Consider the following 22,039-nt stretch of genomic DNA (forward strand, 5'->3'; position numbering starts at 1 on the left):
CGCCGCCATGCAAAGCCCCACCCCTGCAGCGGCCGCCCCCACAGGCCGCGAGCACCCGGCCCTTCGCTTCGAGGCGGTCTCCAAGACCTACCGCGGCGGCCAGGTGAAGGCCCTGGACCAGGTCTCCTTCGACATCCAGCCCGGCGAATTCTTCGGCCTCCTGGGCCCCAACGGCGCCGGCAAGACCAGCCTCATCTCCATCCTCGCCGGCCTCTCGAAGGCCAGCAGCGGCCGCGTGCGTGTGCTGGGCCATGACGTGGTGGACGACTACGCCGCCGCCCGCAAGTGCCTGGGCATCGTGCCGCAGGAGCTGGTCTTCGACCCCTTCTTCTCGGTGCGCGAGGCCCTGGAAATCCAGAGCGGCTACTTCGGCGTGCGCAACAACGGCGCCTGGATCGACGAGCTGCTGGAGAACCTCGGCCTGGCCGACAAGGCCCGCGCCAACATGCGCCAACTCTCGGGCGGCATGAAGCGCCGCGTGCTGGTGGCCCAGGCCCTGGTGCACCGCCCGCCGGTGATCGTGCTGGACGAGCCCACCGCCGGTGTGGACGTGGAACTGCGCCAGACGCTGTGGGCCTTCATCGCCCGGCTCAACAAGGAAGGCCACACCGTCCTGCTGACCACCCACTACCTGGAAGAGGCGGAGGCGCTGTGCCACCGCATCGCCATGCTCAAGACCGGCCGCATCGTGGCCCTGGACCGCACCAGCAACCTGCTGGCCGGCAAGGCCTCCACCATGCTGCGCTTCAAGACCGACGCTGCGCTGCCGCAAGACCTGACCCCTCTCTCCCGGGTGACCGGCCGCATCGTGCAGATCAAGGCGCATGACGCGGCCGAGGTCGAGAGCGTGCTGGCCCGCCTGCGCGCGGCCGGCGTGCCGGTGGAGGACCTCGAGATCGGCCGTGCCGACCTGGAGGACGTGTTCCTGGAGATCATGCAAGGAGCGCAGGCATGAGCGCCATTCGCCTGGAGGGTGCCCGCACCCTGTTCTACAAGGAAGTGCTGCGCTTCTGGAAGGTGAGCTTCCAGACCGTGGCCGCGCCGGTGCTGACCGCCGTGCTGTACCTGCTGATCTTCGGCCACGTGCTGGAGGACCATGTGAAGGTCTACGGCCATGTGGCCTACACCGCCTTCCTGATCCCGGGGCTGGTGATGATGAGCGTGCTGCAGAACTCGTTCGCCAACAGCTCGTCGTCGCTGATCCAGAGCAAGATCACCGGCAACCTGGTCTTCGTGCTGCTGACGCCGCTGTCGCACTGGGCCTGGTTCCTGGCCTATGTGGGCGCCTCGGTGGTGCGTGGCCTGGCCGTGGGCCTGGGCGTCTTCCTGGTGACCGCCTGGTTCGCGCCGCCGGGGCTGGCGCAGCCGTTGTGGGTGCTGGTCTTCGCGCTGCTGGGCGCGGGCATGCTGGGCGCGCTGGGATTGATCGCCGGCCTGTGGGCCGAGAAGTTCGACCAGATGGCGGCCTTCCAGAACTTCATCATCATGCCCATGACCTTCCTCTCGGGCGTGTTCTATTCGGTGCATTCGCTGCCGGCCTTCTGGCAGGGCGTGAGCCACCTGAACCCCTTCTTCTACATGATCGACGGCTTCCGCCACGGCTTCTTCGGCGTCAGTGACGTCTCGCCCTGGCTGAGCCTGTCCATCGTGGGCGCGAGCTTCGTGGCGGTCTCCGCCATCGCGCTGGGGCTGCTCAAGCGGGGCTACAAGATCCGCGGCTGAGGCCCGCCGCAACAGCGCCCGCGAAGCCCGCTTGCGTCAACTCAGAAGCCCCGGCCTGGCCGGGGCGGTCTGCGTCTCGGTAGAATCCCGCCCATCATGGCCGATCCCACTCCCGCTGAAGTTCAGCAATACATTGCCGACGGACTCCCCTGCCAGCTGCTGCAGGTCGAGGGTGACGGCCGCCATTTCTTCGCCACCATCGTCTCCGCGGAGTTCGAGGGCCTGTCCCGCATCCGCCGCCACCAGCGCGTCTACCAGGCCCTGGGCGAGCGCATGCGCGAGCAGATCCACGCCCTGTCCATGAAGACGCTGACGCCGGCCGAGCACGGGGCCGAGCCGGCCGCTGCCGGCCATCACCATCCCTGACACCCCATCCGCCTGATACCGGGCGGGTGGCGGTGTGGTGCCGCTCCCGGTGATCCCGCTGCCGTCCGCCGAGTCTAGAAATCCAGACCGCAAAGGACGCCCATGATCACCCTGGCCCTCTCCAAGGGACGCATCTTCGAAGAGACCCTGCCGCTGCTGAAGGCCGCCGGCATCGAGGTGCTCGAGGACCCCGAGACCTCCCGCAAGCTGATCCTGCCCACCAGCAAGCCCGAGGTGCGCGTGGTGCTGGTGCGCGCGACCGACGTGCCCACCTATGTGCAGTACGGCGGTGCGGATCTCGGCGTGGCCGGGCGCGACGTGCTGATCGAGCACGGCGGCGCGGGCCTCTACCAGCCGCTGGACCTGCGCATCGCCCGCTGCCGCATGAGCGTGGCCACGCGCGACGACTTCGACTACGCCGCCGCGGTCAAGCAGGGCTCGCGCATCCGCGTGGCCACCAAGTACACCGAGATCGCCCGCCAGCATTTCGCCGACAAGGGCGTGCACGTGGACCTGATCAAGCTCTACGGCTCCATGGAGCTGGCCCCGCTGACCGGCCTGGCCGACGCCATCGTGGACCTGGTCTCCACCGGCAGCACGCTCAAGGCCAACCGCCTGGTGGAGGTGGAGCACATCATGGAGATCTCCTCACGCCTGGTCGTCAACCAGGCCGCGCTGAAGCTCAAGCGCGAGCCGTTGCGCCAGCTGATCGACGCTTTCGCCTCCGCTACGCCTGCCGCCTGAGGGGAATGAGATGCTGAAGCTGCGACAACTCAACACCCAGGGCGCCGACTTCGAGGCCGAGTTCCAGCGCGTGCTGCACTGGTCCGCCGACACCGACGCCGCCATCGAGTCCCGCGTGGCCGAGATCCTGGCCGATGTGCGCGCCCGTGGCGATGCCGCGGTGCTGGAGTACACCGCCCGCTTCGATCGGCTGACGGCCGCATCGCTCGGTGCGCTGGAGCTGACCCGCGAGGAGCTCAAGGCCGCCTTCGACGGTCTGCCGGCCGCCCAGCGCGAGGCCCTGGAGGCCGCCGCGCGCCGCGTGCGCAGCTACCACGAGCGCCAGAAGGCCGCCTGCGGCGAGAGTTGGAGCTACCGCGACGAGGACGGCACCCTGCTGGGGCAAAAGGTGACCCCACTGGACCGCGTGGGCATCTATGTGCCGGGCGGCAAGGCCGCCTACCCCAGCAGCGTGCTGATGAACGCCATCCCGGCCCAGGTGGCGGGCGTGCCCGAGATCATCATGGTCGTGCCCACCCCCGGCGGTGAGAAGAACGCCCTGGTGCTGGCCGCCGCGTATGTGGCCGGTGTGCACCGCGCCTTCACCATCGGCGGTGCGCAGGCCGTGGCCGCGCTGGCCTACGGCACGGCCACCGTGCCGCGCGTAGACAAGATCACCGGCCCAGGCAATGCCTATGTGGCCAGCGCCAAGAAGCATGTCTTCGGCCAGGTGGGCATCGACATGATCGCCGGGCCCAGCGAGATCCTCGTCCTGGCCGACGGCACGACGCCGCCGGACTGGGTCGCCATGGATCTCTTCAGCCAGGCCGAGCACGACGAGCTGGCGCAGAGCATCCTCCTGTGCCCGGATGCCGGCTACATCGCGCAGGTGGCCGCGGCCATCGAGCGCCTGCTGCCCACCATGCCGCGCCAGGAGGTGATCCGCGCCTCGCTGGAGGGCCGTGGCGCGCTGATCCTCACGCGCTCGATGGAAGAGGCCTGCGAGATCAGCAACCGCATCGCGCCCGAGCACCTGGAGGTCTCCAGCCACGAGCCCCATCGCTGGGAGCCCCTGCTGCGCCACGCCGGCGCGCTCTTCCTGGGGGCCTACACCAGCGAATCCCTGGGCGATTACTGCGCGGGGCCCAACCACGTGTTGCCGACCTCGGGCACGGCGCGCTTCTCCTCGCCGCTGGGCGTCTACGATTTCCAGAAGCGCAGCAGCCTCATCGAGGTCAGCGAGGCCGGCGCACAGAAGCTGGGCCCCATCGCCGCAACCCTGGCCTATGGCGAAGGCCTGCAGGGCCATGCGCTGGCGGCGGAGTATCGGCTGAAGACCTGAGACCGCGCCGTCCGTGCGACGGTGTTGTTTTCGCTCTGCAAAGCCCGGCCTGCCCGGGCTTTCTTCATGGATCAGGGACTCGCCAGCCGCGGACCACTTGCCCTAGGATGGCCCATCGCCAATCCTGCGGAGGCTCGTGATGAGACTGTCGGACATGAAGGTGGGGATGCGCATCGGCCTGGGTTTCGCGGCCGTGCTGCTGATGTCGGGGCTGCTGGGTCTGCTCTCGATCTCGCGGCTGGGCCTGATCCAGGCCAATGTCAGTGACCTGGCGACGAACTGGATGCCCAGCATCAAGGCCATCGCCTCCATCGAGGACAAGCTGCAGGAGATCCGCCGCCTCGAGCTGCGCATGTGCATCATCGAGACGGTGGCGGACGTGCAGAGCACGATGGAGACCATCAAGTCTCAGCGCGAGAAGGACTTGCAGCAGCTGCAGGCGGCCTACATCTCCCTGATCTCCAGCCCCGAGGAAGAGGCGGCCTGGAAGGAAGCCAAGGCCCGTGTCGACGCCTACCTGGCGGTGCAGGACCGGCTGATCGAACAGCGCAAGGCCGGCAACCGGGCGGAGTACCAGGCTCTCGTGGTGGGGGACTCGCTGAAGTCCGTGGGCGAGGCCTCGGTCGCGCTGGCCAAAGTCATCAAGATCAACGAGGACGGCGCCGCGGCCAGCTACGTCGAAGCCAAGGGCACCTACAGCAGCGTGCGGCTCACCCTCATCGTGTTGCTGGTGCTGCAACTGGTGGCGGGCGGCCTGGTGGCGATGTTCCTGACACGCAATACCGTCGACCCCCTGCAGCGCATGGTCAGCGTGGCCGAACGGGTGGCGGGCGGCGACCTGGGCGTGGACGTGGACACCTCGCGGCGCGACGAGTTCGGCCGCCTGGCCACCGCGCTGGAGGACATGCGCCAGTCCCTGAACCGCTCCATCGGCACGGTGCGCAGCAGTGCGGAGAGCATCGCCCTGTCCAGCAGCGAGGTGGCAGCAGGCTCCAGCGACCTGTCCGCCCGCACCGAACAGATGGCCTCCAGCCTGGAGGAGACCTCGGCCACCATGCAGACCCTCAGCGAGACCGTGCGCCAGAACGCCGATGCCACGCGCCAGGCCACCAGCCTGGCTCGCGATGCCAGCACGGTGGCCGAACAGGGCGGGGCCGTGGTGGGCCGGGTGGTGGGCACGATGGAGGAGATCAACACCAGCTCGCGAAAGATCAGCGACATCATCGGCGTGATCGACGGCATCGCCTTCCAGACCAACATCCTGGCGCTGAACGCCGCGGTGGAAGCCGCGCGGGCTGGCGAGCAGGGCCGCGGCTTCGCGGTGGTGGCCGGCGAGGTGCGCTCCCTGGCGCAGCGCAGCGCGGAGGCGGCGCGCGAGATCAAGGCGCTGATCGGGACCTCGGTCGACAAGGTCGATGCCGGCACCCGCCTGGTCGCCGAGGCCGGTCAGACCATGCAGGAGCTGGTGCAGGCCGTGCAGCGGGTCAGCCACATCATCGAGGACATCAGCCGGGCGACCCAGGAGCAGAGCGTCAGCCTCACCGAGGTGGGCCAGGCGGTGAACCGGCTGGACGAGGTCACCCAGCAGAACGCGGCGCTGGTGGAGGAGTCCAGTGCCGCGGCGGAATCGCTGCGGGACCAGGCGGCCCAGCTCAGCGCGGCGGTTTCGGGCTTCAAGACGGCCTGAGCGGGCGGGCGCGCTGGCCCCGCATTCGGCGCCCGCGAATGGTGGCTTGAAGACACGAAGTTCGTGTTGCACGAACTTCGTGTTAGTCTTCGCCTCATGAAGAACGTCACCGTGACCATGGAAGACAGCGTGGCCGAATGGGCCCGGCTGGAGGCGGCGCGCCGCAATACCAGTGTCTCGCGCCTGGTCGGTGAGCTGCTGGCCGAGAAGATGCGCCATGACGACGCCTACGAGCGCGCCATGCAGGACTGGTTGCACCGCGAACGCAGCTGGTCCAGCGATGGCCAGGCCTATCCCGCGCGGGGCGCCCTGTGAGCGCCCCGCCCCTGGTCTTCGTCGACACCTCGGTGCTGATCCTCAGCGAGGACGGCGCCCGCCCCGCCGATCAGGCCCAGGCCCTGGCCTGGCTGCGCGAGCTCTGGCAGCGCCGCGCCGGCCGCGTCTCCACCCAGGTGCTCAACGACTTCTACCGCCTCGTCACCACCCGGCTGCAGCCCGCCATGCCCAATGGCGACGCCCGCGCCGAGGTGCGCCGCTACCAGCGCTGGCAACCCTGGGCCATCGACCACGCGACCGTGGAGAGCGCCTGGTCCATCGAAAGCCGCTTCGGCCTGGCCTATATGGATGCCCTGGTCGTGGCCGCCGCCAAGGCCCAGGGCTGCGAATGGCTCTTGAGCCTGGAGCTGGCCCACGGCCTGCAGCTGGACAGCGTGCAGATCCTCAATCCCCTGCAGGCCGCGCCGGACGCCCTGTTCGCCGCAGGCAAGGCCTGACCCCGGAACGCGCATGAACACCACGGACGAACTGAGCCAAGCCCTCTCCTGCATCCGCGAGGACGTGCGCCAGACCCAGGCCTACCCGGTGCAGTCCGGCGCCGGCCTGGTCAAGCTGGACGTGATGGAGAACCCCTACCGCCTGCCCGAGGCCCTGCAGCAGCAACTGGGCGAGCGCCTGGGCCGCGTGGCCCTGAACCGCTACCCGGCCGAGGGCACGCAGCAGCTGGCCGCCGCCCTGGCCCGCCACGCCAGCCTGCCGCCCGAGGGCTACGCCCTGACGCTGGGCAATGGCTCGGACGAGCTGATCTCCCTGCTGAGCCTGGCCGTGGCCCGGCCCGGCGCGGTGATCATGTCGCCCCTGCCCAGCTTCGTGATGTACGGCATCTCGGCCCAGTACCAGCACCTGCGCTTCGTGGGCGTGCCCCTGCGGCCCGATTTCGAGCTGGACGAGGCCGCCATGCTGGACGCCATCGCCACCGAGCGGCCGGCCCTGCTGTACCTCTCGCATCCGAACAATCCCACCGGCAATCTCTGGGACGAGGCGGTCATCGAGCGCCTCATCGAGGCCGCACCGGGCCTGGTGGTGCTGGACGAGGCCTACCAGCCCTTTGCCGAGCGCGACGGCCTGGGCCTGATGCAGCGCCATCCCAAGGTCCTGGTCATGCGCACCATGAGCAAGTTCGGCCTGGCCGGCGTGCGCATCGGCTACCTGATGGGCCGCCGCGAGCTGGTGGACCAGGTCGAGAAGCTGCGCCCGCCCTTCAATGTCAGCGTGCTCAATGCCGAGGCGGCGCTCTTTGCGCTGGAGCACGAGGCCGTCTACGCCGAGCAGGCGGCGGCCCTGCGCGCCGAGCGCGAGCGCCTGCATGCCGCCCTGCAGCAACTGAGGGGGGTGCAGGTCTTCCCCAGCCAGGGCAATATGCTGCTCGTGCGCGTGCCGGATGCCGCCGCCGTGTTCGCGGGCCTCAAGGCTCGCGGCGTGCTGATCAAGAACGTCTCCGGCCTGCACCCGCTGCTGCGGCAATGCCTGCGCATCACCATCGGCATGCCGGTGGAGAACCAGGCCCTGCTGAGCGCCCTGCAAGCCACCCTCATCGACTTGAACCTGCCTTGAACCTGCCGAAGTCCAGACCATGAGCACCGCCGCACGCATCGCCGAAGTCCGCCGCGACACCAAGGAGACGCAGATCCGCGTCCGCGTCAACCTTGATGGCACGGGGGAGGCCAAGCTCGCCACCGGCATCGGCTTCTTCGACCACATGCTGGACCAGATCGCCCGCCACGGCCTGATCGACCTGGAGATCGAAGCCCAGGGCGACCTGCACATCGACGGCCACCACACGGTGGAAGACGTGGGCATCACGCTGGGCATGGCCGTGGCCCAGGCCATCGGTGACAAGCGGGGCATCACCCGCTACGGCCACAGCTATGTGCCGCTGGACGAGGCGCTGTCGCGCGTGGTGATCGATTTCTCCGGCCGCCCGGGCCTCGAGATGGACGTCAAGTTCACCGCCGGCAGCATCGGCGCCTTCGACACCCAGCTGACCTACGAGTTCTTCCAGGGCTTCGTCAACCACGCCCTGGTGAGCCTGCACGTGGACAACCTCAAGGGCCACAACGCCCACCACCAGTGCGAGACGATGTTCAAGGCCTTCGGCCGCGCGCTGCGCATGGCGATGACGCTGGATCCGCGCTCTGCAGGCGTGATCCCTTCCACCAAGGGGACCCTGTGATGGCCCACCGGACCGTGGCCGTCGTTGACTACGGCATGGGCAATCTGCGTTCCGTGTCCCAGGCGGTGATCCACGCCGCCGACGGCCAGGGCGTGGAGGTGCTGATCACCTCGAAGCCGGAGGAGGTCTACGCCGCCGAGCGCGTGGTCCTGCCGGGCCAGGGCGCCATGCGGGACTGCATGCGCGAGCTGCGCGACTCCGGCCTGCAGGAGGCGGTGCTGGATGCCGCCGCGCGCAAGCCGCTGATGGGTGTCTGCGTGGGCATGCAGATGCTGCTGGAGCACAGCGAGGAGCAGGACACCCCCGGCCTGGGCCTGATCCCCGGCCAGGTGAAGCGCTTCCAGCTGCAGGGCCGCCTGCAACCTGACGGCAGCCGCTACAAGGTGCCGCAGATGGGCTGGAACCGCGTGTACCAGACCCGGCCGCATCCCGTCTTTGCCGGCGTGCCGGACGGCAGCTGGTACTACTTCGTGCACAGCTACTACACGGCCCCCACCGACTCCGCCCACCGTGCCGCCGAGACCGAGTACGGGGACCGCTTTACCTGCGCCGTGGCCCGGGATAATATTTTCGCCACCCAATTCCACCCTGAGAAAAGCGCCGCGATGGGCCTGGCCCTGTACCGCAATTTCCTGCACTGGAAGCCATGAGGACGCCGCCGGTCTCCCGCCCCTGCATGAGCACCGCTTTTCCCCGCCCCGTCTTCCCCTTCAACCTTCTCCCACCACCTGCATCTCGGCCATGCTGCTGATCCCTGCCATTGACCTGAAAGACGGCAAATGCGTCCGCCTGCAACAAGGCGACATGAACGCCTCCACCACCTTCGGTGAGGACCCCGCGGCCATGGCGCGACGCTGGGTCGACGCCGGCGCCCGGCGTCTGCACCTGGTGGACCTCAACGGCGCCTTCGCGGGCAAGCCCGTCAACGAGCCGGCCATCAAGGCCATCATCCGCGAGGTGGGCGATGACATTCCCATCCAGCTGGGCGGCGGCATCCGGGACCTCGACACCATCGAGCGCTACCTGGACGACGGCCTGTCCTACGTCATCATCGGCACCGCCGCGGTGAAAAACCCGGGCTTTCTGAAGGATGCCTGCTCGGCCTTCGGCGGCCACATCATCGTGGGGCTGGACGCCAAGGACGGCAAGGTCGCCACCGACGGCTGGAGCAAACTCACCGGCCATGAGGTGATCGACCTCGCCCGCAAGTTCGAGGACTACGGCATCGAGGGCGTGATCTACACCGACATCGGCCGCGACGGCATGCTCAGCGGCGTGAACATCGAGGCCACGGTCAAGCTCGCGCAGGCCCTGTCCATTCCGGTGATCGCCTCGGGCGGCCTCTCCAGCATCCGCGACATCGAGGCCCTGTGCGCCGTCGAGAGCGAAGGCGTCGAGGGCGTGATCTGCGGCCGCGCCATCTACACGGGCGACCTGGACCTCGCCGCCGCGCAGAAGCGGGCCGACGAGCTCTCCGAAGCCCAGGCCTGATCCCGCCCGACTCCATCACGGGGCCGCTCGCGCAGCGGCCCTTGTTCTTGAAAGACCCGCCCCATGCTGGCCAAACGCATCATTCCCTGCCTGGACGTGACCGGAGGTCGCGTGGTGAAGGGTGTCAACTTCGAATCCCTGCGCGACGCCGGCGACCCGGTGGAGATCGCCGCCCGCTACAACGAGCAGGGCGCGGACGAGCTCACCTTCCTGGACATCACGGCGACCAGCGATGGCCGGGACCTGATCCTGCACATCATCGAGGCCGTGGCCTCCCAGGTCTTCATCCCCCTGACCGTGGGTGGCGGCGTGCGCGCGGTGGCCGATGTGCGCCGCCTGCTGAATGCAGGGGCGGACAAGGTCAGCTTCAACTCCGCCGCGGTGGCCAATCCGCAGCTGATCCGCGATGCCTCCGAGAGGTACGGCTCGCAGTGCATCGTCGTGGCCATCGACGCCAAGCGCCGCCAGGGCGATGATCTCGCCGCGCGCGGCGAGGGCTGGGACGTCTACACCCATGGCGGACGCAAGAACACCGGGCTCGACGCCCTGCAGTGGGCGCGCCAGATGGCCGAGTTCGGCGCCGGCGAGATCCTGCTGACCAGCATGGACCGCGACGGCACCAAGATCGGCTTCGACCTGCCGCTCACGCGCGCCGTCAGCGACGCCGTGCCCGTGCCCGTGATCGCCTCGGGCGGCGTGGGCACGCTGGAGCACCTGGTCGAGGGCATCCAGATCGGCGGTGCCGATGCGGTGCTGGCCGCCAGCATCTTCCACTATGGCCAGCACACGGTGGGCGAGGCCAAGGCCTTGATGGCCTCGCGCGGCATCGAGGTGCGGCAGTGAAGTCCCGATCGAAACCCGAGCCCGCTCCGGCCGCACGTGCCAAGCCTCAGGGCGCGCCGCGCCTGGCGCAGGCCGAGGTCCGCATCATCGGCGGCCAGTGGAAGCGCTCCAAGCTGCCCGTGGCCCACAAGCCGGGCCTGCGCCCCACGCCGGACCGCGTGCGCGAGACGCTGTTCAACTGGCTGGGCCAGGACTTGAGCGGCTGGCGCGTGCTGGACGCCTTCGCGGGCAGCGGCGCTTTGGGCTTCGAAGCCGCCTCGCGCGGCGCAGACGAGGTGCTGCTGCTGGAGCGCGATGCCGAGCTGGCGCGCAGCCTCAACGCGTCGAAGGTCCGCCTGAAGGCTGAGACCTTGCGCGTGGAGGCCGCTGACGCCCTGGCCTGGATGACCCGCAGCGCGCCGGCCCGCTTCGAGCTGGTGATGCTGGACCCACCCTTCGACGCCGGCCTCTTCGAGCCCGCCCTGCGCGCCGCCGCGCCCCTGGTGGTGCCGGGCGGCTATCTCTACGTCGAGGCGCCCGAGGCGCTGACGCCAGCGCCCGAGCTGGGCCTGCTGCCGCACCGCAGCGGCAAGGCCGGCGCCGTGCACTACGCCCTGTTCCGCCGCGAGGGCTGAGGGCTGAGACCCCTGCCGCGGGCCGATTGCACCGGGCAGGGGATAATCGGGCCGCCGTCGCTGCCCCTTGCAGTTTCCGCCACCTTGGCGACGGCCAGGAGCCCGTGTTGACCTCTGCCACCGTGCTGACCGCCGTCTATCCCGGCACCTTCGATCCCATGACCCTCGGGCATGAGGACCTGATGCGCCGCGCCAGCCAGCTCTTCGAACGCCTGATCCTGGCGGTGGCCGCCGGCCATCACAAGAACACGCTGTTCTCGCCCGACGAGCGCCTGGAGATCGCCCGCGAGGTGGCCGCGCGCTACCCCAATGTGGAGGTGATCGCCTTCCGAGGCCTGCTGCGCGACTTCGTGCACCAGCACGGCGGCAAGGTGGTCGTGCGCGGCCTGCGCGCGGTGAGCGACTTCGACTACGAATTCCAGATGGCCGGCATGAACCGCAAGCTGATGCCCGACGTGGAGACCGTCTTCCTGACGCCCTCGGACCAGTACCAGTTCGTCTCCGGCACTTTTGTGCGCGAGATCGCCAAGCTCGGCGGCGACGTCTCGCAATTCGTCTCGCCCTCGGTCAGCGCCCGCCTCGCGGACCGCGTGGCCAAGCAGGGTTGAGGCAGAAGGCAGGAGTAGCGCCATGGCACTGATGATCACCGACGAATGCATCAACTGCGACGTCTGCGAGCCCGAATGCCCCAACGAGGCCATCTCCATGGGCGAGGAGTTCTACCAGATCGACCCGGGCAAGTGCACCGAATGCGTGGGCCATTTCGACGAGCCCCAGTGCGTGCAGCTGTGCCCGGTGGCCTGCATCCCGGTCAATCCCGAGCACGTGGAGAGCCGCGAGACGCTGATGCAGAAGTTCGTGCGGCTGACGCAAGCGGCCTGACTCAGTCCACGCGCCAGGCCTCGCCATAGTTCGGCGGCCGGGGCCAACGGTCTGCCGAGGGCTGCCGCTGCGGCTGTTCGTGCCGCCAGCGCCGGGCCAGCATCCAGCCCCCGTGGCTGACTGCCAGGGCGCCCGCCGGCAGGGCGCAGGCCGTCACGCGATCGAGCAGGGCCTGCAGGGATTCGCCGCCCTCGGGCGCGAAGCCGAGGAAATCGGCCACCCAGGCGTCCACCTCGGCCTTGGGGATGTCGTGCCAGGCACGGCCGTCCCAGGCGCCGAAGTCCATCTCCCGTAGGTCGTCTCGCGTGTGATGCGTCCAACCCCAGCGCCGCAGCCAGCGGCCGACGTCGGCGCAGCGCTGCAGGGGCGAGGTCCAGATCTCATGCGGCAGTCGATGCCGCCGCGCATGAGCCTGGATGCGCCGTGCCAGGCGCTTGGCCCGGCGCCAGTGCACGGGCACGTCGCTGCGTGCGCCGATGCAGCGCCCCTTCACGCCCTCGGGGCGGGGATGGCGCCAGACCGTGATGCCTTTGGGGCCAGCCATGGGGTCAGGTCGTGCCCAGGCTCAGGTGGGGCAGCATCGCCAGCGCGGCGAGCAGCAGCAGCAGCTCGCTGAGCTGCTGGCTGGCACCCAGGTTGTCGCCCGTGTAGCCGCCCAGGCGGCGGCGCAGCCAGCGGTGCATCCACAGCAGCGTCAGGGCTGCGGCGCCGATCTGTGCGGCCAGCATCAGCAGGACATCGCCCAGCGGCCAGGGGCCGGCCAGCAGCGGCAGCGTGAGGCACATGGCCATCAGCGCTGCGGCGGCCAGCGAGCCCGCGCCAATCTGCGTGGCCAGGGGCTTGGCCTTGGCGTGCTCGGCATCGCCCGCGTAGGGCAGGCTGCGCATCAGCAGCAGCGGGGCCAGGCGCGAGGCCATGTGGCCCCAGGCCAGCAGCAGCACGGCCAGCAGCGGCGCGCGCTCGGCCAGGGCGGCCAGGGCCGCGGCCTTGAGGCCCAGCAGCAGGATCAGGCCCAGCGCGCCGTAGCTGCCCAGGCGGGAGTCCTTCATGATCAGCAGGGCTTTCTCGCGGCTCACGGCACCGCCCAGGCCGTCGCAGGTGTCGGCCCAGCCGTCTTCATGGAAGCCGCCCGTGAGCCACACGCTGGCCGCGATGGCCAGCAGGCCGGCGATCAGCGGCGGGAAGACCAGCAGGGCGCCGCCGAAGACCGCCGCGCTGAACAGACCCACCAGCGCACCCACCGCCGGGAAATAGCGCGCGCACTGCTGCAGCCAGGCCGGCTCGAAGCCCACCCAGGCCGGGATCGGCACACGGGTGAAGAACTGCAGGGCGATGAAGAAGAGGCGGAGTTCGTGCAGCAGGCGGTGCATGCGTGGAGGTGGCCGGGCGCGCCGGCCGCGAGCCGTGCGCTCAGCCCTGCTCGGGCGGGTTCAGGGGGAGCTCGATGATAAAGGCGGTGCCCGGCCGCGGATCGGGGTCCAGGCGGATGCGGCCCTGCATCATCTGGCACAGCCGGGCCACCAGGTGCAGGCCCAGGCCCTGGTCCTGGACGGCGTCCCAGCCCTGCAGCAGCTGCTCGCGCAAAGGGGGCGGCAGGCCGCGGCCGTTGTCGCGGTAGAGCAGCCGGGCCGCGTCGCCCTCGCGTTGCAGGCTCAGGGTGATGCGGCGGTCGCCGATGCCCTCGAAGGCATGGGCGCAGCTGTTGCGCAGCAGCTTGGCCAGCAGCTGCGAGAGCTGCCCGCCACACATCACCACGGGCAGGGCCTCGGGCAGCTCCAGCGCCAGGCGGGCGCGCGCGCCCTTGAGCAGGGCGCCATGCACACGCAGGATGTTGCGCAGGTACTCGCAGAGGTCGAAGGCACTGACCTTCTGCTGGGCCTGGTCGGCGGCGTAGGTCTTGAAGCCCGAGAGCAGGTCCGAGGCGCGGCGCAGGTGGGCGCCGGCCAGCTGGCTGGCGTCTGCGATGCGCTGGGCCAGCTCGGCGGCCTCGGCCGCGGTGAGCTTGCCGCCGCGCAGGCCCTGCAGCAGGCGCTGCGCGAATTCGTCCAGCCCCGAGCAGGCGGTCACCGCCACGCCGATGGGCGAGGCGATGTCATGTGTCATGCCCGCCACCAGGCTGCCCAGGGCCGCCATGCGTTCCTGCTCGATCAGACGGCCGGTGGCACGCAGCTCGCGCTGGCCGTGCGTCATCAGCAGGTGCTGCTCGTGCTCGCGGGCCAGCAGGTTCAGCAGCTCCGCGCTGCAGCGCCCGGCCAGGGCCTGCATCAGCTCCAGCGCGAAGAGGCGGCGCTCCCAGGGGATGGGGGCGCAGTCCATGATGGACAGCAGGCCGATGACGAGGCCGTCCCCGTCCACCAGCGGCAGGCCCAGGTAGCTGTGCACGCCGATCTCGGCCAGCAGGGTGTCGGTGGGGTAGGCCTGCTGGACGCCGCTGGCGTGGTAGCAGACGGCACCGTCGGCCACGTTGCGGCAGGGCGTTCCCTGCAGGGAGTAGTTGAAGGGCGCCAGGTGACGGCCGCCCTGCCAGAACGCCAGCAGCTGGGCGCGCAGGCCCGGCGGTGTGTGCTCGATCTTGCCGATGAAGCAGGCCTGCACACCCAGCTCGTGCGCCAGGCTGGCACTGACGGCCTCGAAGAAGGGCGCGCCATGCAGCGCCCCGATGGCCAGGTTCAGTGCGCGCAGCGCCTGCTCGATGTTCGGCCCCGGCGTGCTGCTCATGGCGGCCACTCAGCTGCGGTCGGGCAGGCGCTGGTAGATCTCCTGGACGGCATCCAGGTGGCTCAGCAGCAGCTCCACCAGCGTGGGGTCGAACTGCGTGCCGGCCTGCGCCTTCACATAGGCCAGGGTCTCGTCGAAACTCCAGGCCTTCTTGTAGCAGCGGTCGCTGACCAGGGCGTCGAAGACGTCGACCAGGGCCACGATGCGCCCGGCCACATGGATCTGCTCGCCGGCCAGGCCGCGGGGGTAGCCCTGGCCGTCCCAGCGCTCGTGGTGCTCGTGGGCGATGATGGCGCCCAGCTGCAGGATGCGCTTGTCGGACTTGCTGAGCAGCTCGTAGCCGATGCGCGCATGGGTCTGCATGACCTCCCACTCTTCCTCGTCCAGCTTGCCGGGCTTGTTGAGCACGCGGTCGGGGATGCCGATCTTGCCGACGTCATGCAGCGGCGCCGCCTGCCGCATGAATTCCACGTCGCCGGCCTTCATGCCCACCAGCTCGGCCAGCAGGGCGGCGAGCTCGCCCACGCGGCGTACGTGGGCGCCGGTTTCCTTGGAGCGCTTCTCGACGGCCTCGCCGATGATGTAGACGGTGGAGCGCTGGGTGTCGGCGATCTCCTCGCGCAGCAGCAGGCTCTCGTAGGTGATGGCCACGTTGGCGCAGAAGATCTCCAGCAGCTCGCGCGCCTCGGCATCGACCGGCTCGGAGAAGACCATGTACAGCAGGCTCTCGTTGCCGCTGCTGGTGCGGTAGTAGCCGACGAAGCAGAGGTCCTCGAAGTGGCTCTGTTGGTCCTGCAGGGCCCGGTCCAGCGAGGTCCGGACCTCGTCGGGCAGGCTGTCGACCTCCTCGTCGACCAGCAGCTTGGAGTATTCCGAGGTGGCCGCCAGCACCTTGAGCCGGCCCTCGATGTGCGAAGCGGCATAGGCCGAGATGCGGCTGGCGCACAGCCCCTGGGCCTCGTAGCCCAGCAGATGCGCCACCTGCTCCAGCACCGCCGAGGCGAAGCGGCGCAGGTTCTGGCTGTCGTAGATGCGGGTGATGGCGTCGATGGAGCGGCGCAGGGCCTGGCGCGACTGATCGATGATCATGATGTCGCGGTAGGACCGCAGCGCCGAGTAGAAGACCGTGATCAGCTTGCGCTTGGTGAGCTCGGTCTTCTCCTTGTAGTCATTGATGTCGTAGGTCTTGATGACATGCTCTTCGGGCGCCTGCCCCGGCTGCCCGGTGCGCAGCACGATGCGCACATGGTGGTTCTCGAGCTCCTCGCGGATGTAGCGGGCCAGGTCCAGGCCGGCATGCTCGGATTCCATCACCACATCCAGCAGCACCAGGGCGATGTCCTGGCGGGTCTGCAGCAGCTCGCGCGCCTCGGTGGCGCTGTAGGCGTCCAGGAACTGCAGGCGTCGGCCGGCGAACTCGAAGTCCGCCATCACCAGCTGCGTGACCTGGTGCACGGCGGGGTCGTCGTCGACGATCATCACTACCCAGGGGTCGATTGCCTTCGTGCGTCCCTGAGTCACTTCCTCAGGCAGTTCGTCGGCAAACACCAAGTCGGACATCACTGGCTCCCATGTGCTGAGGCTGGGCTCATTATGGTGGCAAGTCTTGCCCTTGTGGGGCGGGCCGCGGGACCGGCTGTGGCGGGGAAGTGGCAGGTCGTTGGCGAAAAGCGTGCAGCTGTTCCGGCCTGCGGGAACTTCGCCGGGCAGGCGCGCGAGCGCTGTCGCGCGCCTGCCTCAGTTCTGGTAGGAAGTCCGGCCGCTCAGCGCGGTCCTTCCGTGCTTCAGGACTGTCGCTCACTCACGCCCGCAGAGGCAAAGCTGGCCATCTCGACCAGGATGCGGCAGGCCGACTCCAGCAGCGGCCAGGCCAGCGCCGCGCCCGAGCCCTCGCCCAGCCGCAGGCCCAGGTCCAGCAGGGGCTGGGCCTGCAGCTGCTCCAGCATCAGGCGGTGAGCCTGCTCGTTGGAGCGGTGAGCGAAGACGCAGCGTTCCAGCACGGCCGGCTGCAGCCGTGCAGCCACCAGGATGGCGCTGCTGGTGATGAAGCCGTCGACCAGGATCACGCGGCGCTCCAGCGCGGCCTGCAGCACCGCGCCGACCATCATTGCGATCTCGAAACCGCCGAAGGCCTGCAGCGCCTCCAGCGGCGAGCGGGCCTGCGGATGACGGGCCAGCACCTGGCCGAGGATCTCGGTCTTGCGGGCCAGCTGGGCGTTGTCAAGACCTGTCCCCCGGCCCACGCAGTCGGCGATGGGCAGGTCGGCCAGGCGGGCCAGCAGCAGGGCCGCGGACGAGGTGTTGCCGATGCCCATCTCGCCCAGGATCAGCACATTGCCGGGCTGAGTGGCGAGCAGCTCGCGGCCGGCGCCCAGGGCGGTCGCGCACTGGTCGGCCGTCATGGCGGGCTGCTCCAGCGCGTCGGCCGTGCCGGGCGCGACCTTGGCCTGGATCAGTCCGGGGCGCGGGGCGAAGTCATGGCGCACGCCCGCGTCCACCACCGTCAGGGCCAGTCCGTGCTGGCGGGCCAGCACACTGACCGCCGCGCCGCCGGCCAGGAAGTTCTCCACCATCTGCCAGGTGACGTCCGGCGGGAAGGCCGAGACGCCGCGCGCCGCCAGGCCGTGGTCGCCCGCAAAGACCATCAGCTGAGGCTGCTTCAGCAGGGGCGTCTCGCTGCCCAGGATCAGGCCCAGGCGCTGCATGAGCGCCTCGAGCTGGCCCAGGGAGCCCAGGGGCTTGGTCTTGCTGTCGATGCGGGCCTGCAGGCGCTGGGCCAGGGCGTCGTCATGGAGGCTGGGGATGTGGGGGATCAGGTCGGTCATGGGTCTACTGCAGGACGGTGGATTGGATGGCGGCCAGGACCTGGGGCGCACCCCGCTCCAGGGCCGCCAGGCCGGGCGCGAGGATGTCGGCGGACTTGATCTCCGCCAGGCGCGCGCCCAGCTCGGCAAAGCCGGGCCGGGCCAGCACCTTCTCAGGCACGAACTTCTTGCCGCACCAGGAGCCGAGGATGAGCTGCGGCTCGTGCGACAGCACCTCTTCATGGCTGACGATGCGCTGCTTGGCGAAGCCGGCACGGGCGCGGCCGGCGAAGATGTCGTGGCCGCCGCAGAGCTGGATGATCTCGCTGACCCAGCCGATGCCGCAGATCAGGGGATCGTCCCATTCCTCGAAGAAGACGCGCGGCCGCCAGGGCAGGGCGGCCGCAGCCTCGGCCAGGCGCAGCTCCTGGGTTACGAGGCCGGCGCACAGGGCTTCGCCCTCCACCTCCTTCTGCACCAGGGCGGCCAGCTGGCGCACCATGGCATGGATGCCGGCGATGTTGCGCTGGTCGAACCACAGGGTGGGCAGGCCGGCGGTCTCGCACTCGGCCAGCAGGGGCTTCTGCAGGTCGGAGAAGCCGATGACGAGGTCCGGCCTCACGGCCAGGATGCGTTCCAGCTTCATGCTGGAGAAGCCGCTGATCTTGGGCTTCTCGGCCCGGGCCTCGGGCGGATGCACGCTGTAGCCGGAAATGCCGGCCACGCGGTCCTGGGCACCGAGGCGGTAGAGCACCTCCACGGCTTCGGTGGAGAGGCAGGCGATGCGCTGCGGGGCGCCAGGCACAGCCGGAGCCGTGGACAGGACCGGGGACAGCGCGGGAGTCAGAGGGGCGAGGAGTGTCATGCGGAGGGTTCCAGCAATTGCATCAGGGCACCCGGTGCGAAGTGGCGGTCCACGTAATCCGCCAGACCTTCGAACACCGGCTCCAACCCTCCTGCGTCGACCCCGAACAGGGCCTTCAGCAAGGCAGGCTGCTCGAACAGGCCATGGGCATAGAGCCCCAGCACGTTCGCTTGCTGCCAACCCACGACGCTTGCGTCCCGCTCATGCAGGATCTCTTGTGCTGCGCCCAGCGATGGATGCTGGACGGTGCGGCCATGGTGAATCTCATAACCTTCCAGATCAAGTCCCTGTAAGGCCGACCAGGGTGACGCCATCGCCTTCGCAAAGGACAATGCCGCGGGCCTCAGCAGCTTCTCCCGCTCGAAGCGCGTCACCAGCGGCAGCAGGCCCAGGCCCGGCGCATTGCCGTCGATGCCATGCGGGTCCACCAGGGTCTCGCCCAGCATCTGCAGGCCGCCGCAGATGCCCATCAGCGGCTTGCCCGCCGCGGCATGGGCGGCGATGGCCGCATCCAGGCGCTGCTCGCGCAGCCAGGCGAGGTCCGCCGCCACGGCCTTGGATCCGGGCAGGATGATCCAGTCCGCGCTCTGCAGCGTGCGGGCATCGCGGGCCCAGACCAGCTGCACGCCGGGCACCTGGCGCAGGGGCTGGAATTCATCGAGGTTGGAGAGTCGCGGATAGGCCACGATGGCGATGCGCAGGCCCTGGCCGGTCGCCTGCTCGTCAAAGACGCCGTCCTCCTCCGGCAGGCCGTGGTGGCGCCACATGGGCAGCACGGCCATCGTGGGCACGCCGGTCAGCTGCTGCAGCATCTCGGGGCCGGGCGCCAGCAGGCGGGCATCGCCCCGGAAGCGGTTGAGCACATAGCCGCGGAACAGCGCCCGCTCCTCGGGCGGCAGCAGCTGGTGCGTGCCGTAGAGATGGGCGAAGGCGCCGCCGCGGTCGATGTCGGTGGCCAGCAGGCAGGCGGCCTGCACCTCGCGGGCGGTGCGCATGTTGACGTAGTCGCTGGCATGCAGATTGATCTCGGCCGGCGAGCCCGCGCCCTCGATCACCACCACCTCGTTCTCGTCCATCAGTTCATGCAGGGCCGCGCGGGCATGGGGCCACAGCAGCTCGCTGCGCTCGCGCCAGGGCGCGCGGCTCAGGGCCTCGTCGACCTCGCCCAGCACGATGACCTGCGAGGCGGTGTCGGCCTCCGGCTTGAGCAGCACCGGGTTCATGCGGACCTCGGGCCGGCAGCGTGCGGCCAGGGCCTGGAAGTATTGAGCGGAGCCGATCTCGCCCATGTGCCCGTTCAGTCCAGGCACCACGCGGGCGTTGTTGCTCATGTTCTGCGCCTTGTACGGCGCCACCTTGAAGCCCTGCCGCGCATACCAGCGGCACAGGGCCGTGGCCAGGAAGCTCTTGCCAGCACCGCTGGTGGTGCCCAGCACCATCACGGCGCGTGCGCGCCTGTTCTTGTCGTTCAGAGGCATTCGAGGTCCATCAGGGCTTGAAGCAGCACGTCCTGGCTGTCGGGGCTCTGTACCGAGAGCCGCAGCCAGCCCGGCGCGCCGAGCGATTCGGCATTGCGCAGCTTGATGCCGCGCAGGCGCAGGGCCGCCAGCAGGGTGGGGATGTGGGTGCCCGATCCCGGGCGCCACAGGGCGAAGTTGCAGACGCTGGGCCGGGCCGCCCAGCCGCGCAGGTGCAGGGCGCTGTGCTGGGCCAGGCGCCAGGGGCGCAGGCGATCGCGCTGCTGCTTCAGCGCCTGCAGGGTGTCGGGGCGCCAGGCCTCGCCCAGCAGGGCCACGCCCTCGGCCGACAGCACCCAGCTGGGCGCCAGCTGCCGCAGCCGCTGGGCGGCCTCATGCGCGCTCAGCGGGGCCTGCAGCAGGCCCGCCCGCACGCCGGTGAGGCTCAGGGCCTTGTTGGGGCAACGCAGGCGCCAGGCCTGGTTTGCGAGGGCCTGGGGCAGCTGGCTGCTGCCGTCCAGGCGCAACGCCTCGTAGGCCAGGTCGATGGCCAGCTGGGAGCCGCTGTTGACCAGGGCGTCGGCCACGCCCTGCCAGGCGGTGGCGGAGGGGCTGCTGCCGCTGGGGTTCAGGGGATCGCAGGCCCAGACCAGGGCCGGGCTCTTCATGGGCAGGCCGTCTTCCTGGGCGCACAGCTCGCGGGCGAGCTGGGTGAAGTCCTCGTAGGCATGGACCCGCAGGCCCAGTGCCTGGGCCGCGGCGGCATATTCGCCAAAGCCGGGCTGCGGCACCCACACATGGCGCAGCCCTTCCAGCGACGCCCACAACGTCAGCCGGCGGATGGCCTCGGCGCCGCCCGCGCTGGGCAGGATCAGCTCGGCAGGATGCTGGAGCAGGGCTGAGAGCTGCTCGCGCAGCTGTCCGTAGGCCGGGTCGGGATAGTGGCGGCGGTCCGCGGCCTGCAGGGCCGCCAGCACCGGCTCGGGCGTGGGCAGGGGGCTGGCATTGCTGGAGAAGTCGTGCAGCACGGGCGGCCCGCCGTCGGGTCCGCCGTGTTCCAGCAGCGGCGTGTTCACCATGCCAGGCCTCCGCGCAGACCCAGGGCCAGTCCCATCAGCAGCAGGGCGGCGAGGGCCAGGCCTTGCCAGGCTACCGTCACCGCCCGGGCGATGTCGCCGGCCGCGGGTTCGGCGCCGGGGGCGTTCAGCAGGTAGACGCCCGGCTTGCCCAGGCGCCGCTCCAGGCGCAGAGCCATCGCGCCCATGGGCCAGCCGCCATTGGGCGAGGGCGTGAGGCCGGACTGCCGCCACAGGGCCGGCCATTGCGCCGGGGGCGTCATCAGCAGGCCGGTGAGGCGGGCGGGAATCCAGGACAGCAGGTCATCCAGCCGTGCCGCGCACTTGCCCGCCCATTCCCAGGGGCCGCGGTAGCCCCACATGGCGTCGGCGGTGTTGGCAAATCGGTACAGTGCCGCGCCCGGCAGGCCGGCGATGGCGAACCAGAACAGGGGCGCCACCACGGAATCGTTGAGGTTTTCGGCCAGGGTCTCGATGCCGGCCTCGCGCACCTGGGCGGCGCTCAGCGGCCGCGTGTCCCGGCTGACCAGGCGGGACAGCTGCTCCCGGCCGGCCTCCAGCGATGTCTGCAGTGCATGTTCCACGGCCATCACCTCCTCGCGCAGCATGCGCCAGGCCAGCAAGGGCTTCAAGAGCAGGCCCATGAAAACAAAGGCCATCCCCCACCGGAGGGGGCTCTGCCAGGGGCGCAGGCCTTGCCACAGCCATTGCTCGGCCAGCAGCGCGAGCAGGACGCTCACACTGGCGCCCAGCAGCCACAGCAGCCCGCCCCAGGTGAAGGCCGGCGCGGCGGCCAGGCCCGGCAGCCAGCGCTTGAAGGCGCCCAGGTAGCGGCCCATGGCCACGACCGGGTGCGCCCACAGGGGCGGCTCGCCGAGCAGGTGGTCCACCAGCAGGGCCAGGGCCATGGCGGCGGGGAAGAGCCAGACCGTGTTCATGG

The 22,039-nt window shown here is 69.9% G+C and carries 25 protein-coding genes; 16 read left to right on the top strand and 9 right to left on the bottom strand.

What is annotated here, in order from left to right:
* The first annotated feature begins 7 nt into the window (after window positions 1-7).
* From ABDJ40_RS10215 to ABDJ40_RS10290, 16 genes are all read left to right on the top strand, one after another.
* Window positions 8-955: an ABC transporter ATP-binding protein gene (locus ABDJ40_RS10215; protein WP_347609313.1), complete on the top strand. Its 948-nt coding sequence runs from the start codon at window positions 8-10 to the stop codon at window positions 953-955.
* The gene (locus tag ABDJ40_RS10220; protein WP_347609315.1) at window positions 952-1,722 is read left to right on the top strand and encodes an ABC transporter permease; all 771 of its coding nucleotides are present in this window, start codon (window positions 952-954) and stop codon (window positions 1,720-1,722) included. The genes ABDJ40_RS10215 and ABDJ40_RS10220 overlap by 4 nt, the downstream gene beginning before the upstream one ends.
* Before the next feature lie 96 nt (window positions 1,723-1,818).
* On the top strand, window positions 1,819-2,088 hold the full coding sequence (locus ABDJ40_RS10225; RefSeq protein WP_269630254.1) for a BolA family protein: 270 nt from the start codon (window positions 1,819-1,821) through the stop codon (window positions 2,086-2,088).
* A gap of 102 nt (window positions 2,089-2,190) precedes the next feature.
* Window positions 2,191-2,832: an ATP phosphoribosyltransferase gene (hisG, locus tag ABDJ40_RS10230; RefSeq protein WP_347609317.1), complete on the top strand. Its 642-nt coding sequence runs from the start codon at window positions 2,191-2,193 to the stop codon at window positions 2,830-2,832.
* Window positions 2,833-2,842: 10 nt separating this feature from the next.
* A complete protein-coding gene (hisD, locus tag ABDJ40_RS10235) occupies window positions 2,843-4,153 on the top strand; it encodes a histidinol dehydrogenase (RefSeq protein ID WP_347609319.1) in 1,311 nt (436 codons plus the stop codon).
* Between the two features lie 139 nt (window positions 4,154-4,292).
* Window positions 4,293-5,840: a methyl-accepting chemotaxis protein gene (locus ABDJ40_RS10240; RefSeq protein WP_347609321.1), complete on the top strand. Its 1,548-nt coding sequence runs from the start codon at window positions 4,293-4,295 to the stop codon at window positions 5,838-5,840.
* Window positions 5,841-5,936: 96 nt separating this feature from the next.
* Window positions 5,937-6,155, top strand: a complete 219-nt coding sequence (locus ABDJ40_RS10245; RefSeq protein WP_269630250.1) for a CopG family transcriptional regulator — start codon at window positions 5,937-5,939, stop codon at window positions 6,153-6,155.
* Complete coding sequence (locus tag ABDJ40_RS10250; RefSeq protein WP_347609324.1) at window positions 6,152-6,613, top strand: PIN domain-containing protein; 462 nt, start codon at window positions 6,152-6,154, stop codon at window positions 6,611-6,613. Before ABDJ40_RS10245 ends, ABDJ40_RS10250 begins: the two co-directional genes overlap by 4 nt.
* Window positions 6,614-6,626: 13 nt before the next feature.
* Window positions 6,627-7,730, top strand: coding sequence for a histidinol-phosphate transaminase (gene hisC, locus ABDJ40_RS10255; protein ID WP_347609326.1), 1,104 nt, complete (start codon window positions 6,627-6,629; stop codon window positions 7,728-7,730).
* Between the two features lie 19 nt (window positions 7,731-7,749).
* Window positions 7,750-8,349 carry an imidazoleglycerol-phosphate dehydratase HisB gene (hisB, locus tag ABDJ40_RS10260; RefSeq protein WP_347609328.1) on the top strand — a complete coding sequence of 200 codons (600 nt, stop codon included), beginning with the start codon at window positions 7,750-7,752 and terminating at the stop codon, window positions 8,347-8,349.
* Window positions 8,349-8,999 carry an imidazole glycerol phosphate synthase subunit HisH gene (hisH, locus tag ABDJ40_RS10265; RefSeq protein ID WP_347609330.1) on the top strand — a complete coding sequence of 217 codons (651 nt, stop codon included), beginning with the start codon at window positions 8,349-8,351 and terminating at the stop codon, window positions 8,997-8,999. The genes hisB and hisH overlap by 1 nt, the downstream gene beginning before the upstream one ends.
* A gap of 91 nt (window positions 9,000-9,090) precedes the next feature.
* The gene (gene hisA / locus ABDJ40_RS10270) at window positions 9,091-9,840 is read left to right on the top strand and encodes a 1-(5-phosphoribosyl)-5-[(5-phosphoribosylamino)methylideneamino]imidazole-4-carboxamide isomerase (protein ID WP_347609332.1); all 750 of its coding nucleotides are present in this window, start codon (window positions 9,091-9,093) and stop codon (window positions 9,838-9,840) included.
* Window positions 9,841-9,903: 63 nt separating this feature from the next.
* The gene (hisF, locus tag ABDJ40_RS10275) at window positions 9,904-10,683 is read left to right on the top strand and encodes an imidazole glycerol phosphate synthase subunit HisF (RefSeq protein WP_347609334.1); all 780 of its coding nucleotides are present in this window, start codon (window positions 9,904-9,906) and stop codon (window positions 10,681-10,683) included.
* On the top strand, window positions 10,680-11,297 hold the full coding sequence (rsmD, locus tag ABDJ40_RS10280) for a 16S rRNA (guanine(966)-N(2))-methyltransferase RsmD (RefSeq protein WP_430765629.1): 618 nt from the start codon (window positions 10,680-10,682) through the stop codon (window positions 11,295-11,297). Before hisF ends, rsmD begins: the two co-directional genes overlap by 4 nt.
* 107 nt (window positions 11,298-11,404) lie before the next feature.
* Window positions 11,405-11,905, top strand: a complete 501-nt coding sequence (gene coaD / locus ABDJ40_RS10285; protein WP_269630244.1) for a pantetheine-phosphate adenylyltransferase — start codon at window positions 11,405-11,407, stop codon at window positions 11,903-11,905.
* A gap of 22 nt (window positions 11,906-11,927) precedes the next feature.
* On the top strand, window positions 11,928-12,179 hold the full coding sequence (locus ABDJ40_RS10290; RefSeq protein WP_269630243.1) for a YfhL family 4Fe-4S dicluster ferredoxin: 252 nt from the start codon (window positions 11,928-11,930) through the stop codon (window positions 12,177-12,179).
* Window position 12,180: 1 nt separating this feature from the next.
* On the opposite strand, the gene ABDJ40_RS10295 is transcribed toward ABDJ40_RS10290, so the two are convergent.
* The 9 genes from ABDJ40_RS10295 to cbiB all read right to left on the bottom strand — a co-directional run bounded on the left by ABDJ40_RS10295 (window position 12,181) and on the right by cbiB (window position 22,037).
* Window positions 12,181-12,723, bottom strand: a complete 543-nt coding sequence (locus tag ABDJ40_RS10295) for a histidine phosphatase family protein (RefSeq protein ID WP_347609337.1) — start codon at window positions 12,721-12,723, stop codon at window positions 12,181-12,183.
* Window positions 12,724-12,727: 4 nt separating this feature from the next.
* Window positions 12,728-13,549 carry an adenosylcobinamide-GDP ribazoletransferase gene (cobS, locus tag ABDJ40_RS10300; RefSeq protein ID WP_347609339.1) on the bottom strand — a complete coding sequence of 274 codons (822 nt, stop codon included), beginning with the start codon at window positions 13,547-13,549 and terminating at the stop codon, window positions 12,728-12,730.
* A gap of 40 nt (window positions 13,550-13,589) precedes the next feature.
* Entirely contained in the window at window positions 13,590-14,897 is a 1,308-nt protein-coding gene (locus ABDJ40_RS10305; protein WP_347609341.1) for an ATP-binding protein, read from the bottom strand.
* 9 nt (window positions 14,898-14,906) lie between these two features.
* Window positions 14,907-16,457: a DUF3369 domain-containing protein gene (locus ABDJ40_RS10310; RefSeq protein ID WP_347609344.1), complete on the bottom strand. Its 1,551-nt coding sequence runs from the start codon at window positions 16,455-16,457 to the stop codon at window positions 14,907-14,909.
* A 224-nt stretch (window positions 16,458-16,681) separates the two neighbouring features.
* On the bottom strand, window positions 16,682-17,722 hold the full coding sequence (cobT, locus tag ABDJ40_RS10315; protein ID WP_347609346.1) for a nicotinate-nucleotide--dimethylbenzimidazole phosphoribosyltransferase: 1,041 nt from the start codon (window positions 17,720-17,722) through the stop codon (window positions 16,682-16,684).
* A gap of 4 nt (window positions 17,723-17,726) precedes the next feature.
* Window positions 17,727-18,566 (bottom strand): ABC transporter substrate-binding protein, encoded by an 840-nt coding sequence (locus tag ABDJ40_RS10320; RefSeq protein ID WP_347609348.1) that lies wholly within the window; start codon window positions 18,564-18,566, stop codon window positions 17,727-17,729.
* Window positions 18,563-20,044 carry a cobyric acid synthase gene (locus tag ABDJ40_RS10325; RefSeq protein ID WP_347609350.1) on the bottom strand — a complete coding sequence of 494 codons (1,482 nt, stop codon included), beginning with the start codon at window positions 20,042-20,044 and terminating at the stop codon, window positions 18,563-18,565. Before ABDJ40_RS10325 ends, ABDJ40_RS10320 begins: the two co-directional genes overlap by 4 nt.
* Complete coding sequence (locus ABDJ40_RS10330; RefSeq protein WP_347609352.1) at window positions 20,035-21,102, bottom strand: aminotransferase class I/II-fold pyridoxal phosphate-dependent enzyme; 1,068 nt, start codon at window positions 21,100-21,102, stop codon at window positions 20,035-20,037. Before ABDJ40_RS10330 ends, ABDJ40_RS10325 begins: the two co-directional genes overlap by 10 nt.
* Window positions 21,096-22,037, bottom strand: a complete 942-nt coding sequence (gene cbiB / locus ABDJ40_RS10335) for an adenosylcobinamide-phosphate synthase CbiB (protein WP_347609354.1) — start codon at window positions 22,035-22,037, stop codon at window positions 21,096-21,098. Before cbiB ends, ABDJ40_RS10330 begins: the two co-directional genes overlap by 7 nt.
* Window positions 22,038-22,039: the final 2 nt, after the last annotated feature.

It is taken from the genome of Roseateles flavus (assembly GCF_039872765.1).
GTDB classification, from domain to species: domain Bacteria; phylum Pseudomonadota; class Gammaproteobacteria; order Burkholderiales; family Burkholderiaceae_C; genus Roseateles_B; species Roseateles_B flavus.